The sequence below is a fragment of the Sulfurovum iocasae genome (genome assembly GCF_047716765.1).
In the GTDB taxonomy this organism is placed as follows: domain Bacteria; phylum Campylobacterota; class Campylobacteria; order Campylobacterales; family Sulfurovaceae; genus Sulfurovum.
In genome coordinates this window covers 1,892,870-1,908,247 of sequence record NZ_CP180410.1, presented here as the reverse complement: position 1 = coordinate 1,908,247, position 15,378 = coordinate 1,892,870, and the positions used below count along the sequence as shown (strand labels likewise).

The following is a 15,378-nucleotide window of genomic DNA, read 5'->3' as shown; positions in this document are numbered from 1 at the left end:
ACACTCAAGTGTGCAGTTACTGTGCATATATAGATAACTTATTTAAATATAATAAAACCTATAGATTTACTTGACATTAAAATTATTTTTGGTTAAACTGTGTCCATAATTATTGAATGATAATTAAAAAGCACTTCTAAAAACCCTAGATAATTCACATTGGACAAGGGCATTTTAGTTTTCCTTAGTAGGTGTACTCCTCCTCCTTATATTGTTAAAAGCTAAGGTCAAAACTAAAATGTGGTGAACCTCTAGGGTTTTTGGAGGTGCTAAAAAATAAATAAAGGAAAAGTGATGTCTCCCTCATGCCCTATATCTACAAAAAGAGTTGATACCAATATGATGAGAATCATCTCTTTTCAAGTGGTACTTTTCACACTGGTACTTATTTTTACACAAGAGAAACTTTTTGCTCTTGTACTGTTATTTGATTTCTCAGTACGTGCATTGCGTATGACAGGATTGAGCCCTTTCCATACTGTAGGAAAATTTATGTTAAATGGATGGGGTGCCGAACCTAAGTTCTGTGATGAGTCACCTAAACGTTTTGCTTTATATCTGGGACTAATAGTTTCATTTTTTTTGAGTCTGTTTTATATCGCTGGAATGATTGAGATCGCTACACCTATAGCGGTTGTATTATTAACTTGTGCATTACTTGAAACACTATTCGACTTTTGTATAGGATGTAAGATATACTACGTTATTCAATTGATTAAGGTATCTAAGAATGACAGGAATCTCTACTAAAACCATCTATGCTGTTGCAGCACTTCATGAACTGGGTTCCCTACCAGGGGGTGAAGTACTGAAGATCAAAGAGATCGCAGCACGTGCTTCTGTCCCTCAAAACTTTTTAGAACAGATACTTTTAGAGCTTAAAAAACAAGGGGTCTTGACAAGTGTTAAAGGCGCATACGGCGGGTATAAACTTGCTAAGAAGCTTAAAGATATCACACTTAAAGATGTTATAATGATACTGGAAACGGATGCACTCTCAGAGATCTGTAGAACAGATAATCCTACACTAAAACTTTTTTGGGAAGATATAAGAGCAGGTGTTTTAAATGTTTTTGATATTCCTCTTTCAGAACTTAAAAATTACCAGGAAACAGCGAATCAAGCACTGAATTATTCAATATAGGACATGAAATGATCAAAGATTTTAACTACTACAATACACTACTAGTACAAAGTGTAGGTTCCAAGGTAGGACCTATTGCGCCAACTATCGTTCCCTCCGCTGCATATGGATATGAAGATGCCGAGCAAGCAGAAGCTATCTTTGCTGGTGAGGTAAATTTACCACTTTATGCAAGAGTGGGAAACCCTACCAATATAAAACTGGAGTCTGTGGTAGCTAAAATGGAAGGTGGCTTGGGAGCCATCGCTACTGCTTCAGGGATGGGAGCACTCTCTATGGTAACGACAGCCTTTTTAAAAAATGGAGATGAAGTATTGTGCATCGGTGGCTTCTTTGGCGGAACCTATACGCTTATCAATGAAACGATGAAACGTTTTGGTGTGACAAATAGTTTTTGTGATACAGATGATTTTGAATACATCGAGTCAACACTTAAGTGTGGGGTTAAGATGGTCATTATGGAGAGTGTAGGAAACCCTAGTCTTAGACTGCCTGATATGAAAAGAATAGTAGACTTGTGTAATGTGTATGAAACACTGCTAGTGGTAGATAATACCGCAACGCCACTTATCGTACAGCCATTAGAGCTGGGTGCTGACATTGTAGTACACTCTTCAACTAAAAACATGAGTGGACACTCAGCTGCTCTTGGTGGTATAGCGGTATTTAGAGCAGTCAAAGAAGAGGGTGATAAACTACTTAACGAGAAATATGCAGATGTGCATAAGATCGTCAAAAAGATGGGTAAGAAAGCTTTTATTCCTATCTGTAAGAAACGTGCCATCAGAGACATGGGTATGACAGCCAATGCCTTTGGTTCCTTTTTGACACTTTTAGGGCTTGAAACACTCTCTTTGCGTGTAGAACGCATCAATAAGTCTGTAGCACAAGTGGCAAAAATATTAGATGAACAATTACCTGAAGGTGTGAGTGTGAACCATCCTTCTTTACCTGAAAGTGAAGACTATGCAAGATATCAACTTGACTTTGAGCATGGCTGTGGACCACTGTTGACTTTAGACTGTGGAAGCAAAGAGAAAGCATTTACTTTATTGAACAAGCTGACATTGGTAACACAAACGGCTAACATTGGAGACAACAGAACGCTTGCCCTGCATATGACCAGTACGATCTACAGTGATTTTGATGAGGTAGCACGTAAGTTTTTAGGTGTGCATGAAGGACTTATCCGTGTTTCTATAGGATTGGAAGATCCACAAACGATCGCGGATGATTTTTTACAAGCAGCAAATGAGAACTAGGGATACATTAGTGTTTCGTTTCATCATTGCTCTTCTACTTATATTTTCTACACTTGATGCAAAAGAGCATCAAAGTGCACTTAACTACCTAAATAGTATTCGTCAAGATGCAGGACTTATAAAGTTAAAACCCAATAAGAAGCTGGACAAAGCAGCTGCGTCCCATGCCAACTATCTTGTACGACAGCAAAAAATTGGACATTATGAGAAAAAAGGCTGGAGTGGGTATACGGGTAAAACACCTTCAGACAGAGTTTTACATGCCGGATATGCCTCGAAAGCAGTGATGGAAAATGTCACTGTAAATACAAAAACTTCCCATAAATCCATAGATACACTTTTTGCAGCTATCTATCATCGTTTTGTTTTTTTGAATTTTGATAAGGATGAGATAGGTATAGGCAGTGCTTCTACTAAAAAAAAGCAAAGTGTGACTTCCTCGTTTGTTTATAATTTAGGTTCTACCGCTATCTCCAAGCTATGTAAAACCTCTTCTTTTGTTATGCATGACGATGTCTACTATATGCAAAACCTATGTAAAAATAGTGCAAATATTGTACCTCAAATTCTGTTTGAGAAAAAGCAAAATGAGATAAGAGAAAAAAATAGTAAAATAATATTCTATCCTTATCCTAATGCTACAAATGTTTCCCCTGTATTTTACACTGAAAATCCTCATCCTCTTCCTGGGTCAAAAGTAAGTGGATATCCTGTCTCTGTACAATTTAACCCAGCTTTCTATAAAAAAGTAAAGCTTAAAAAGTTTCGTCTTTTTGATGCAGAGGGTAAAGAGATAAAAAAGCATAAAGTGCTTACACACAAAAATGATAAAAATCGTCGTTTCACTCCATTGCAGTTCGCCTTTATGCCTTTGAAGAGATTGGAGTATGGTACAACGTATCGAGCAGAGTTTGAAGCTGTAGCTGATGGGAAGAGGGTAAAAAAGAGTTGGAAATTTACAACGAAAAAGCCTAAAGGGACATTCTATAAAATAACGAAGAAAAAAACCACGTTAAAAGTAAAGAGAGGAGAAAAAATAGTTCTCTATTTTGAACCCAGGACTAAAAAAGACGTACTGGGTCGCATCAAATATACCGGCAAATTGCATACCACTTATTTAGACAAGAATACACTTTTAGTTACCATGCCAAATAAACGCTCATCAAGAGGATACAGTTTAAAGGCAGGTGCAAGAGAAGTCATTTTAAAGTGATGCTTTCAGCCCATAAAAATAACTTTGTAATTTCATAATACTTTTAGTACCCAGCTTATCCATAAAAGTCTCAAACTTGTCTTTCTCTTTCCATACGGGTTTCTCAACCTTTGCAAGTTCAGCCACTTGTGTTTTAGCCTGGCTTTTGACACCTACTTCATCTATGAGCCCTACACTTTTTGCTCTTTGAGAAGAGAAGATGTGTGCATCTGCATAGCTTTTTGAAGCATTGATGTCTAACCCTCTGGCAGTGGCTACATCTTTGACGAAAAGATCATATGTGTCTTTTGTAAGTGTTTCCAGTTCGGCTCTCTCTTCTGCTGTCCATTCTCTTGTAGGAGTCCCTGCTTCTTTGTAGGTACCTTGTTTCACTGTTTGTGGTTTAACACCTATGGTCTTCATGAGTTCCTCAGCATTAACACTTTGCATAATGACTCCGATAGAACCGACAATAGAACCGGGGTTCGCAATGATCTTATTTGCATAGATGGAAGCATAGTAGCTCCCGCTTGCCATGATACCAGAGGCATACGCTATGACAGGTTTATGTTTTTTAAGTTCTTTGATGGCATAGGCTATCTCGATGGATGGCGGCACTGCACCACCTGGAGAGTTCACATTGAGAAGTACACCTTTGATCTTTGGATCTTTTTGAGCTTTCTCTATCTCTTTTATGACCAGATCAGCACTCATTATAGGACCCAGTAGTTCTATTTCCTGAAGATTGGCGGGGTTAAGTGTCGTTTCTGATTTTGGCATAAAAACTACAACTACAATGAGTAAAAAGAGCATCCCCATAAAGTGTTGACCTATCCATTTAATAGTTTTTCCTATGGCACTAAACATATTGTTCTCCTTGAATATAAACTTGTGAAACCGCTTTGGTATGCAAGATTGTCCAAAGGGCTAACTCTTCTTCTCTTTTAGGTGCTTCCGGCAGTGTAACTACAGCAAAATCAGCTAATTTACCTGCTTCTATCTTCCCACAGTTAAGGTGAAGTATTTCCGCTGCATCAGCAGTGACAGTTTTTAGAAGCTGTGTCGCCAGTTCTTGGATGGGAATGTCATTATGCAGCATCAGTGTGGCTCTAAGCTCATCAAAGATACTAAGAGAGTCATTTGAACTTAGTCCATCAGTGGCTATAGAGAAAGGAAGTTTAAGATCTTCTATCTTAAGTCTCCCACAGCCTAAATAGCGGTTTGAACGAGGACAGTGGGCAATGGAGTGTCCTTTATCTGTTAGGTGGTCTAACTCTTCTTTTGTAGCCTGTACACAGTGTGTGAAGTGTGTCGGGTAGGTATCGAAAGCGTGCATGAACTCTTCGACGTTCGTTACAGGTGTTGAGGTGTTAAAGTATTTCTCAAAAAATGCTTCAAAATCACCAGAACCTAACTCAAGCCATTCCCGTTCTGCCTGGGACTCTAAAAAATGAGCGCAGAGTGGCAGATTATTTTGTTTGGCTACATTAACCGCTTTTTGTAAAATGATGGGATGCACAGAGTAGGGTGAGTGTATAGCAACGGCAGGAGTGATGCGAGAGCTTTCCTCACAACTTTGTGATGCTTTGACCCTCTCCATAAAATCACCATAAAGCATATCTGCATACATGGCATTGGAACCGATGAGCTCATTGAAAAAAACAACACGTTGTGGGGTTTTTTCACATACTTCAAGTTCATTACCAAAACTTGATATGGCTCCAAATGTGGTAATACCTGAACGCATCATCTCTTCACACTCTTTTTGCATCACGGCATTATTACACGCACCCATGAGGTCATCACGATGCTCAATGACAGAGTCAAGCCAAGGCATGAATGAGCCGTATTGAAGTGAAGTTTTATTTGCTGAGAATTCCAGGTGTACATGGGTGTTGATAAAGCCTGGGTAGAGTATGGAATTTGCTTCTGTTTGTATCACTTTGGCATCTGGATACTTCTTTTTAAGTGTCTCTAACGTATCTATATCTTGAATGGTATCTGTAAATGCAACAGCTTGATTTTGTATAAAACCATTGGGGGTATAGATATAGTCAGTATTTATTATGTTCATGTGTATCCTCGCAGGAAAAGTTTTGTTTTACGAAGGACACAGTTTTACTTGCTGTGCAAGTCAACCAATGTCCCCTGATTTAGACATTATTTCATTTTAAACTAATACTATTTGGATAAAATAATACCCAAATAATATAAATGAGGTAGAAAATGAAAATTGTAGTAATCCAAGGTCCAAACTTAAACATGCTAGGTATTAGAGAACAAAATATCTATGGTCAAATGAAATTAGAAGATATTCACTCACAAATGAAATCATTTGCAGATCAAAATAAGATTGAAATTGAATTCTTCCAAAGTAACTTAGAAGGTGAGATCGTTGATCGTATCCAAGAGTGTATCGGTGAGGCTAACGGTATTATCATCAACCCGGCGGCGTATACGCATACGTCTATCGCGATTCGTGATGCTATTGCTGCAGTGCAACTTCCGACACTTGAAGTACATCTTTCAAACATTCACCAAAGAGAAGAATTTAGACATAAGTCACTTATAGCACCTGTATGTGCAGGACAGATCATAGGTATGGGACCATTTGGTTACCACTTGGCAATGGTTGGCATGACACAGATACTTTCTGAAGTATCTGCGATGAAACAAGCACAGCAAGCAAAAGCACAAGTACAAGCACAAGCGTAATAGCTTCGACAAGCTCAGCTACCGTTAACCTCGTTCCCATCGTCTCGATGGGAATGCATAGATATTCAAATGGAATATACTTCCCTTACGCAATAGCATCGTATATGCATTCCCAAGCTGAATCTTGGGAACGAAAGTCCAATACCCTTTAAAGGTTCCATATGAACTACATGCTCAAAGATGAAAATGCTATTTATTATGAATGTAGATACAGTTGTGATAATGCACTCTATCTACGTTTAGGCTCAGAAGCATTTTTTATCACCGATAGTCGTTATACTATTGATGCAGAACAAAATGTAAAGGGTGCTAAAGTGATAATCAACGGTGACCTGTATGGGGAAGCTGTAAAGTTACTCAAAAAAGCCAAAGTCAAAAAAGTTGTTTTTGATCCTAAAGAGTGGTCAGTAGCAGGGTTTGAGAAAATAACTTCTCAATGTAAAGTCACTTTCAAAGCAGAGTTGGATTTTTCACATAAAAAGCGTATTATTAAAAGTGATGAAGAGTTGGAAATTTTAGCAAAAGCTGCAAAGCTTGGAGCTAAAGCCTTTAACGCATTGGCTAAAGAGTTTAATCAAAGCGGTTTTGGAGAGAGTGAGTATGCTTTAACCCATACTGCAAAATCTATCTTGGGCAGTTTTGGAAAGTATGAATTGAGTTTTGACCCTATTGTTGCTGTCAATTCAAATGCAGCCAAACCTCATGCTATGCCTACTAAAAAGAAGTTAAAAAAGGGTGACCTTTTACTACTTGTAGATGCGGGATTAAAATATAAACGTTACTGTTCAGACCGTACACGTACGGTGGAGGTAGGAAAAGGTTTTAAGTTTGAAACCAGACAAACGTTTAAAAGTAAAAAGATACAAAAAGCCTATGATACCGTACTTAAAGCACATGATAATGCCATAGCTAAAGCACGTTCAGGTATGAAAGCTAAAAAGGTAGATGCGCTTACGCGAGACATTATCACTAAAGCCGGGTTTGGAGAGTATTATGTGCACTCTACAGGACATGGTGTGGGTCTGGATATCCATGAGATGCCATATATCTCAAGCAGATCAGATACGATCATTGAAGATGGTATGGTTTATACCATTGAGCCTGGTATTTACATACCAGGTGAGTTTGGTATACGTATCGAAGATATGGTAGCAATGGTAGATGGAAAAGCAGTGGTATTATAGGGTGTTGTGTCCTCACAACACCAAATTGTATATTATATCAACAGAGTGTTGTCAGGAGACAACACCCTACAAGGGTTAAGATGGTTAAAAGAAAAATCTTAAATGAAAAACACACATTGATTTTCACACCACATTTCCCCTATAATACAAAAAGTAAGGGTAGATACAAAGCACTCCTTGGTATCGGTGGTAATATCGGTGATGTTGTACGTCGTTTTGAACATCTGTTTTGGTATTTCAAGCGTTCATCTTTTGTGCATATGGTTGAGACGGCACCTATCTTAAAGAACCCTCCTTTTGGGTATTTGGAACAAGGTGATTTTTATAACTCGTTGATACTTGTGGAGACACACTTGACACCACAGGCATTATTACGATATATGTTACGTGTGGAGAAAGTTTTTGGACGAAAGCGTCTTTTTAAAGATGGACCAAGAACGTTAGATATAGATATAATATTTTATGAAAATGTAAAAATGGATACAAAGAGCTTAACTTTGCCTCATCCTGCTTGGATGCAAAGAGACTCTGTGTTGATTCCATTGTCAATGATGAAAGGTAGAATATCATGAATATGATGTTTTTTGCCAAAGGCAAAACTTTAGTGAGAGGAATTGAAGATGAGCTTTGCTTGTCTTCAAAGAGAAAGGTATAATAGTATGATCAACGAAACATTTGTAGCTTCAGACCCTAAAGGTGCTTATGATCAAGCAGTCCAAAAATATGGTAATGAGGTATCTATTGTCTCTGCAAAGCAATTGAAATATGATGATGGTGTATTACGTTGTGAAGTAGTCATTGCTGTACCAACAGAGCTTTTTATGGAAAAATCTTTTGGTGATCTATCGATGGATAACAGTAGCAGCAAGGAAGATGAGACATTACTCGAAGAGATAGGTGAACTTAAAGCACAATTGGAGCAGATGAAAGATGGTTTACTGGAACTGGATGAGTCTGGTAATGTTGAGTCTAACAGTATCATAGAAGAGGTCAAAGCACTTTTTATGAAAAAAGGTATTTCAGCGCGTTGGCTTGATGAAATGTTCAGATCGCTTATTGGTACACCTGTGGTGGAAGAGACATCACTTTTAGTCTCTTACCTACTTGAAGAGATAGATGAGATACTTAACGTAAAAGAAGAAGACTTTAGTACACCCAAAGTGATGATGCTTGTAGGTCCTACAGGTGTTGGTAAGACCACAACTATTGCCAAGCTTGCAGCACGTTATGCCTACTTGTTGGATAGACCGTATAAAGTAGCATTGCTTAATCTTGACAGCTATAAAGTAGGAGCCATAGAGCAGCTTTCACACTATGCAGACATTATGCAGATAGAGCATCACTCTGTCTCATCTGTGGAAGAGTTTAAAGAGCAGTTGGAACAGTTGGCAGATTATGATGTTATCCTTATAGATACGGCTGGTATGTCTCCTTATGATACACAAAAATTCATTAGAACAGTAGAGTTTGTGAATACAGATGGAGCCAGAAACATGGAGGTACAACTTGTACTCTCTGCAACAGTTAAATATGAAGATATGGAAGATATCTATAAAAACTTTTCCTTTTTAAATCTTGACTCTGTGATCATCTCCAAGTTTGATGAGACAAGGCACTTTGGAACACTCCTGAATTTTATGTTACTTTATAAACTTCCGATGAGTTATTTCTCTATAGGACAAGAAGTCCCAGATGATCTTTTACTTGCGAATAAAGAGTATCTTTTGGAACATTTTATTGGTGATATAGATGAAGGCTGAAACACAAGCTCTCCACTTGGAAAAGATGATGCAAAAGCATACACTTTATCCTGAGTATGAACTGGCACTTTCACCTATTCAAGTAAAGAAGAATGCCTTAAAAAAACTTACTTCTGGAGATCTGTTTCTTTTAGGGATGCATCGTCTGGATATGATACTTCTCGAAGAGGGAAATATCTCTGCAAATGTTGTGTTGAATGAGAGTGGAAGTTGTAGTAAAATAAAAATTATAAAACTTAATGAAAGTACTATAAAACAGACTAATAGTAAAAAATATGAAGTAGTAGAATTCTCTTTTGGAATGATCCAAAGTAGAACACTGGAAGTAGGACATCAAATAGAAACAGCACAGCTGAATCTACAAGAAGTTTTACTTCATGTAAATGGAAAAAATATAGCAAAAGGCTCTTTAGTCAATGTGGATGAAGAGATAGCTGTACAGATAGATGAGGTAAGAAAATGACAAGAATTAAAATTCAGTACAGTGAGGCACTAAATGCCGAATCTTAACAAGAAAGTATTAGTAGGAATGAGTGGCGGAGTAGACTCAACTGTTACGGCTATTTTACTCCAAAAAGAGGGGTATGATGTTGAGGGTGTGTATATGAAACTCCACCATAAAGAGGGCTATCATGAAGAGAACTTTGCTAAAGCAAAACGCGTAGGGGATTACCTGGGTATTAAAGTGCATTTTCATGACTTGAGTGAAGCATTCAATGAAGAAGTCTATGAGTATTTTGTTGAAAGTTATAAAGAGGGTTTGACTCCCAACCCTTGTGTGATGTGTAACCGTACCATCAAGTTTGGAAAAATGATTGATTTTGCAGATAGCTTAGGTATAGAAAAAGTAGCTACAGGGCATTATGTACAATGTGATGGTGAATATTTCTATATGGCAGATGATCCGACCAAAGACCAGAGTTATTTTCTCTGTGAAGTAAAAAAAGAGGTTTTACCCAGACTTCTCTTTCCTCTTGCTACATGGGTAAAAGAGGATGTTAAAGCCTATGCGGCAAAGATAGGCGTACTCAAAGACTTCGCTACACAAAAAGAGAGTTCAGAGATCTGTTTTGTGGAAAATACCTATGATGAAGTACTGGCTAAACATATGAATATAGATATACCGGGTGAAACAGTGGACACTGAGGGTAATGTTGTAGGTACACACAAAGGCTATATGCATTACACCATCGGTAAACGCAGAGGTTTCTTTGTCAATGGTGCCCATGACCCACATTTTGTTCTTGCCATTAAGCCTAAAGAAAATCAGATAGTCGTAGGTACAAGAGAAAAGCTGGAAGAGAATGAGTTTGAAGTAAAACAGCTTAATCTTTTTGAAGAGTTAACAGATTTCACTTGCCATGTAAAAGTACGTTATCGTACACATGCTGTACCTTGCAGTGTTAAGATAAAAGATGGTAGAGCTAAAGTAGTTCTAGATGAACCTGTTTTTGGTTTAGCCAAAGGACAGATCGCTGCTTTTTATGATGGAGACAGGTTACTTGGTGGTGGGGTGATCTGTTAAATTCAGAGGATTCTACTTACTTTTCATCACTCTTGCTCTCATCCTCTTGAATAGAGTGGGTATGCGACGGTTCAAAAGAGAATAGTTTATTTTTATGCTCTCTTCTTTTCTTCTCTTTCTCAGCCTTTTCTTTTCTCACTGAAGCGATCCATAATCGATTGATCAAAAAGTAAACGAAAGATGAGACGACAATAGAGTAGAATGCTGTACCTGTATAGAGTGGTATAACGATGGCATCCCAATTTTCACTGAACCACTCCATAGTCAGTTCAATATCCTCTATGCCTTCTTTTCCCAATAATAAATTACCTGTAAGGTACTCCATATAATACATCGGCGGCATGGTGAAAGGATTACTGAGCCATACCATCGAGATAGCAACAGGGACATTAAAACGTAAAAATGGTGTCATTGCCATCACTCCGAGCATCTGCATAGGCATGGGGATAAAACCCCAAAATAGACCTACTAAAACGCCTCTGCTGACACTTTTTCTGTTAATGCTTAGATACTCACGTGGGAGATTGTATTTTTCTATAAACTTGTCAAGCTTAGAGCCTGAAGATTTTTTCTTAAACGCTTTTCTAATCATGAAAAATATAAATCCAAATAAATAATTTTATAATAGTGTAGTACCGACGAGCTTTAAATCACCTTGAACCCTTTGAATGGGGTTCATTCAGAGGGTTCATATCAAGTTTTGTGTAAAATACGCGTAAATAACTATCACGTGAAGTAACTCATGAAGCATGGTAATACATAGACATAAAGGCATATTATGAGCGGATATATGATTTTTTCTGGAACATCAAACCCTGAACTCTCTGAGGAGATAGCAACTTACCTTGAAATGCCTCTTGCAAAGGCGACGATCAATCGTTTTTCTGATGGTGAAATAAATGTTAAGATCTCTGAATCTGTGCGTGGCAAAGATGTATTTATCATCCAGCCTACTTCTTCACCGGTAAATGGTAACTTAATGGAACTCCTTATTATGACAGATGCATTGAAACGTTCATCTGCGAACTCTATCACTGCAGTAGTGCCATACTACGGATATGCAAGACAAGACAGAAAAGCGGCCCCCAGAGTGCCTATTACAGCAAAACTTGTAGCGAATCTGATGGAGACAGCGGGTATCACACGTATGGTGACAGTGGATCTTCATGCATCACAGATACAAGGATTTTTTGACATCCCTGTAGATAACCTTTATGGGGCTATCTTGTTTATGGATTACATCAGAGCAAAAAACTTTAAAAATCCAGTGATTGCTTCTCCAGATATCGGTGGTGTAGCAAGAGCAAGATACTTTGCCAACAAGCTTGGATTAGATATGGTTATCGTTGATAAACGTCGTGAAAAAGCCAATGAGAGTGAAGTAATGAATATTATTGGTGATGTAGAGGGTAAAGATGTAATTCTTATCGATGATATGGTTGATACTGCTGGAACAATGGTCAAAGCAGCATCAGCACTTAAAAAACTTGGAGCAACTTCGGTAATGGCATGTTGTACGCACCCTGTACTTTCCGGCCCAGCATATGAGCGCATAGAAGAGGGTGAACTTGATGAACTTGTAGTGGCAAATACCATTCCTATGACAAAACGGTCTAGTAAGATCAAAATGCTTTCAACTGCATCAATGCTTGGTGAAGTTATCAGAAGAGTACATAATAACGAGAGTGTGAATTCACTTTTTGAAACGAATACATAAGAATAACGTAGGGTCGGTTTACCGACCAAAAATGTAATTATAAATTTTGGTTAGAATGGTCGGTGAACCGACCCTGCATTTCTAGAGATAGGAATGTAAACATAAGGAACAACATTGGCAAAAGCAGTACCACAAAAAAATATACGTAACTTTTCTATCATCGCACATATCGACCACGGGAAGTCCACACTGGCTGACCGTATCATACAAGAGTGTGGAGCGGTAAGTGATAGACAAATGTCTTCACAAGTAATGGATACCATGGACATAGAAAAAGAACGTGGTATTACCATTAAAGCACAATCTGTACGTTTGAACTATGAAAAAGATGGTGAACCATACATTTTAAATCTCATAGACACTCCGGGACACGTGGATTTCTCATATGAAGTGAGTCGTTCACTAGCATCATCTGATGGTGCATTACTCATTGTAGATGCAGCGCAAGGTGTGGAAGCACAGACTATTGCCAATGTTTACATCGCTATAGAAAATGACTTAGAGCTTTTACCGGTTGTAAATAAGATAGATCTTCCTGCGGCTGATCCGGATAGAGTACTTTCAGAGCTTGAAGAAGCCATTGGTATCGATGCAACAGAGCACAATCTTGTTTCAGCAAAAACAGGTCAGGGTGTGGCAGAACTTGTAGACAGTATAGTAGAACGTATACCTTGTCCTACAGGAGATGAAGAAGCACCACTTAAAGCACTCATTTATGACTCTTGGTTTGACAACTATCTTGGTGCTTTGGCATTGGTACGTATTTTTGATGGCAGTATTAAAAAAGGTCAAATGGTTAAAGTGATGGGAACCAAAGATGACCATCAGGTTCTTAGCCTTATGTATCCAAATCCTATTGCACCGATTAAAACGGATGAGATACGTACAGGGGAGATAGGCATTGTTGTCATGGGACTTAAAACGGTTGATTCACTCAAAGTTGGAGATACTGTCACCGATGCGAAAAATCCTACAGCAGAAGCTATACATGGATTTGAACCTGCTAAACCCTTTGTATTTGCAGGAATTTACACGATAGAAACAGATAAATTTGAAGATTTACGTGATGCACTGAACAAACTTAAACTCAATGACTCGTCATTAAGTTTTGAACCAGAGAGTTCTATGGCACTAGGTTCTGGGTTTAGGACAGGTTTCCTGGGTATGTTGCATATGGAAGTGGTTAAAGAGCGTTTGGAACGTGAGTTTGACCTTGAACTCATCGCTACTGCTCCTACAGTTGTCTATAAAGTTAAACAGACAAACGGTGAAGAGTTAGAGATACAAAATCCAAGTGAACTACCAGAACCACAAAAGATAGATAAAATCTTTGAGCCGTATGTCAAAGCGACTATCTTGACACCTCAGGAGTACTTAGGAAACCTCATTAAGCTACTTAATGACCGTCGTGGAATACAGATAAAAATGGATTACTTGAACGAAACGCGTGTACTTTTGGAGTATGACATTCCTATGAATGAAATTGTTATGGACTTTTATGATAAGTTGAAGTCCATTACCAAAGGATACGCGAGTTTTGACTATGACCCTATAGGATTTAGAGAAGGTAACCTTGTTAAGCTTGACATCCGTGTGGCTGGTGATGTGGTAGATTCACTCTCTATCATCGTTCCTGAAGATAAGGCACGTACCAGAGGACTTGCTTTTGTTGCACAACTCAAAGAGCTTATACCAAGACAGCTTTTTGAAGTTGCCATTCAGGCGAGTATCGGAAACAATGTCATTGCCCGTTCTAACGTAAAGTCTATGGGTAAAAATGTGACAGCAAAATGTTACGGTGGTGACATCACACGTAAAAGAAAGCTTTTAGAGAAACAAAAAGCGGGTAAAAAACGTATGAAGTCCATCGGTAAAGTTCAAGTACCTCAAGAGGCATTTATGGCTGTTCTAAAGTTGGATAGCTAGATGGGTATAGGTTGGGCATTACACATACACATCCTTGCTGCCATCGCATGGATAGGTGGTTCCATTTTTATGTTTGCTCTTGGTGTGACCATGAGAGACAAAAAAGCACAAAAAGCAGTTTATCCTCACATAGGACCTATTTTCGGTTACTTTGAAGTAGTTGCACTGATGTTCCTGCTTGGTACCGGTTCTTATATGATCACAGACTATGGGCTTATAGAATTACTTTTTACAGACTATCACTCAAAAGTTATAGATGCTTTACGTATAAAGCTTTGGATGGTACTGGTACTCTTGATCGTAACGGTCATTCACTTTGTCATTGCACTTAAGACCAATACTAAAGAGCGTACACGTATGGAACACCTTGTATCTCGTGCTTCGTCAATGCTTATCTTCTTTTTGAACCTTTTTGTGTTGCATTACGCGATGGTGATCAGAGATATACTTTAGAAGTATGTTTTTTTTGATCATTTTCTAAAATTTACAAGAGAGCAGATATGAAAATTGCAGTGATATTGTTATTGTTCTATGGTGTACTATTCGCTGATGTTTTAAAAGTAAAAGATAAATTTCCTTACGATAGTTTTAGTGATCAATTTGAAAATAAATTGCTTATTACTCCTCAAACCAAAAAGATCATTATTTCATTCAGTAAAAAAAATGGTAAAGCTGTTAAAGCCTTTTTACAGACCCATAAAGGGTATCTGGAAAAGAAACAAGCAGTGTATCTGGCAGATGTAAGTTCTGTACCTTCTTTGGCTATGCTCTTATTTATGAAGCCTGCATTACAAAAAAATAATTTTAGTGTAGGATTAATAGAAGATGAAGAAATAGCAAACATACTTCCCAAGGTTGAAGGAAAGACTACCGTGATCCGCCTTGAGAAAATGTATATTAAGTCGATAAAATTTATAGATAAATTATAAAGTTTATCACCGACCTGTCCATAG

The 15,378-nt window shown here is 38.0% G+C and carries 17 protein-coding genes; 14 read left to right on the top strand and 3 right to left on the bottom strand.

The window, feature by feature from the left end; all coding sequences use genetic code 11:
* Positions 1-339 precede the first annotated feature (339 nt).
* From ACLHDG_RS09435 to ACLHDG_RS09420, 4 genes are read left to right on the top strand one after another with little or no spacing between them, the layout of a single operon-like run.
* A complete protein-coding gene (locus tag ACLHDG_RS09435; RefSeq protein WP_415405978.1) occupies positions 340-750 on the top strand; it encodes a DUF4395 domain-containing protein in 411 nt (136 codons plus the stop codon).
* The gene (locus ACLHDG_RS09430; protein ID WP_415405977.1) at positions 731-1,144 is read left to right on the top strand and encodes an RrF2 family transcriptional regulator; all 414 of its coding nucleotides are present in this window, start codon (positions 731-733) and stop codon (positions 1,142-1,144) included. The genes ACLHDG_RS09435 and ACLHDG_RS09430 overlap by 20 nt, the downstream gene beginning before the upstream one ends.
* An 8-nt stretch (positions 1,145-1,152) precedes the next feature.
* On the top strand, positions 1,153-2,406 hold the full coding sequence (locus ACLHDG_RS09425; protein WP_415405976.1) for a PLP-dependent transferase: 1,254 nt from the start codon (positions 1,153-1,155) through the stop codon (positions 2,404-2,406).
* Positions 2,407-2,416: 10 nt separating this feature from the next.
* Positions 2,417-3,619 carry a CAP domain-containing protein gene (locus ACLHDG_RS09420; RefSeq protein WP_415405975.1) on the top strand — a complete coding sequence of 401 codons (1,203 nt, stop codon included), beginning with the start codon at positions 2,417-2,419 and terminating at the stop codon, positions 3,617-3,619.
* Here ACLHDG_RS09420 and sppA read toward each other — a convergent pair.
* A complete protein-coding gene (gene sppA / locus ACLHDG_RS09415) occupies positions 3,611-4,465 on the bottom strand; it encodes a signal peptide peptidase SppA (protein ID WP_415405974.1) in 855 nt (284 codons plus the stop codon). The two genes, ACLHDG_RS09420 and sppA, sit on opposite strands and share 9 nt — an antisense overlap.
* Entirely contained in the window at positions 4,458-5,672 is a 1,215-nt protein-coding gene (locus ACLHDG_RS09410) for a metal-dependent hydrolase (RefSeq protein ID WP_415405973.1), read from the bottom strand. The genes sppA and ACLHDG_RS09410 overlap by 8 nt, the downstream gene beginning before the upstream one ends.
* Before the next feature lie 152 nt (positions 5,673-5,824).
* Here ACLHDG_RS09410 and aroQ point away from each other — a divergent pair, with 152 nt between their 5' ends.
* From aroQ to mnmA, 6 genes are all read left to right on the top strand, one after another.
* A complete protein-coding gene (aroQ, locus tag ACLHDG_RS09405; protein ID WP_415405972.1) occupies positions 5,825-6,313 on the top strand; it encodes a type II 3-dehydroquinate dehydratase in 489 nt (162 codons plus the stop codon).
* Positions 6,314-6,474: 161 nt separating this feature from the next.
* Entirely contained in the window at positions 6,475-7,497 is a 1,023-nt protein-coding gene (locus ACLHDG_RS09400) for a M24 family metallopeptidase (protein WP_415405971.1), read from the top strand.
* 80 nt (positions 7,498-7,577) lie between these two features.
* The gene (folK, locus tag ACLHDG_RS09395; protein ID WP_415405970.1) at positions 7,578-8,069 is read left to right on the top strand and encodes a 2-amino-4-hydroxy-6-hydroxymethyldihydropteridine diphosphokinase; all 492 of its coding nucleotides are present in this window, start codon (positions 7,578-7,580) and stop codon (positions 8,067-8,069) included.
* Between the two features lie 87 nt (positions 8,070-8,156).
* The gene (locus ACLHDG_RS09390; RefSeq protein WP_415405969.1) at positions 8,157-9,257 is read left to right on the top strand and encodes an AAA family ATPase; all 1,101 of its coding nucleotides are present in this window, start codon (positions 8,157-8,159) and stop codon (positions 9,255-9,257) included.
* Positions 9,247-9,720: a FliM/FliN family flagellar motor switch protein gene (locus tag ACLHDG_RS09385; RefSeq protein ID WP_415405968.1), complete on the top strand. Its 474-nt coding sequence runs from the start codon at positions 9,247-9,249 to the stop codon at positions 9,718-9,720. Before ACLHDG_RS09390 ends, ACLHDG_RS09385 begins: the two co-directional genes overlap by 11 nt.
* Positions 9,721-9,753: 33 nt before the next feature.
* Positions 9,754-10,782 (top strand): tRNA 2-thiouridine(34) synthase MnmA, encoded by a 1,029-nt coding sequence (gene mnmA, locus ACLHDG_RS09380; RefSeq protein ID WP_415405967.1) that lies wholly within the window; start codon positions 9,754-9,756, stop codon positions 10,780-10,782.
* A gap of 16 nt (positions 10,783-10,798) precedes the next feature.
* On the opposite strand, the gene ACLHDG_RS09375 is transcribed toward mnmA, so the two are convergent.
* On the bottom strand, positions 10,799-11,374 hold the full coding sequence (locus ACLHDG_RS09375; protein ID WP_415405966.1) for a DUF2062 domain-containing protein: 576 nt from the start codon (positions 11,372-11,374) through the stop codon (positions 10,799-10,801).
* A gap of 186 nt (positions 11,375-11,560) precedes the next feature.
* On the opposite strand from ACLHDG_RS09375, the gene ACLHDG_RS09370 reads away from it, so the two are divergent.
* The 4 genes from ACLHDG_RS09370 to ACLHDG_RS09355 all read left to right on the top strand — a co-directional run bounded on the left by ACLHDG_RS09370 (position 11,561) and on the right by ACLHDG_RS09355 (position 15,354).
* Entirely contained in the window at positions 11,561-12,499 is a 939-nt protein-coding gene (locus tag ACLHDG_RS09370; RefSeq protein WP_415405965.1) for a ribose-phosphate pyrophosphokinase, read from the top strand.
* Positions 12,500-12,613: 114 nt separating this feature from the next.
* Positions 12,614-14,425: a translation elongation factor 4 gene (lepA, locus tag ACLHDG_RS09365; protein ID WP_415405964.1), complete on the top strand. Its 1,812-nt coding sequence runs from the start codon at positions 12,614-12,616 to the stop codon at positions 14,423-14,425.
* Positions 14,426-14,878 carry a hypothetical protein gene (locus tag ACLHDG_RS09360; RefSeq protein WP_415405963.1) on the top strand — a complete coding sequence of 151 codons (453 nt, stop codon included), beginning with the start codon at positions 14,426-14,428 and terminating at the stop codon, positions 14,876-14,878.
* A gap of 47 nt (positions 14,879-14,925) precedes the next feature.
* Positions 14,926-15,354: a hypothetical protein gene (locus tag ACLHDG_RS09355; protein ID WP_415405962.1), complete on the top strand. Its 429-nt coding sequence runs from the start codon at positions 14,926-14,928 to the stop codon at positions 15,352-15,354.
* Positions 15,355-15,378 lie beyond the last annotated feature (24 nt).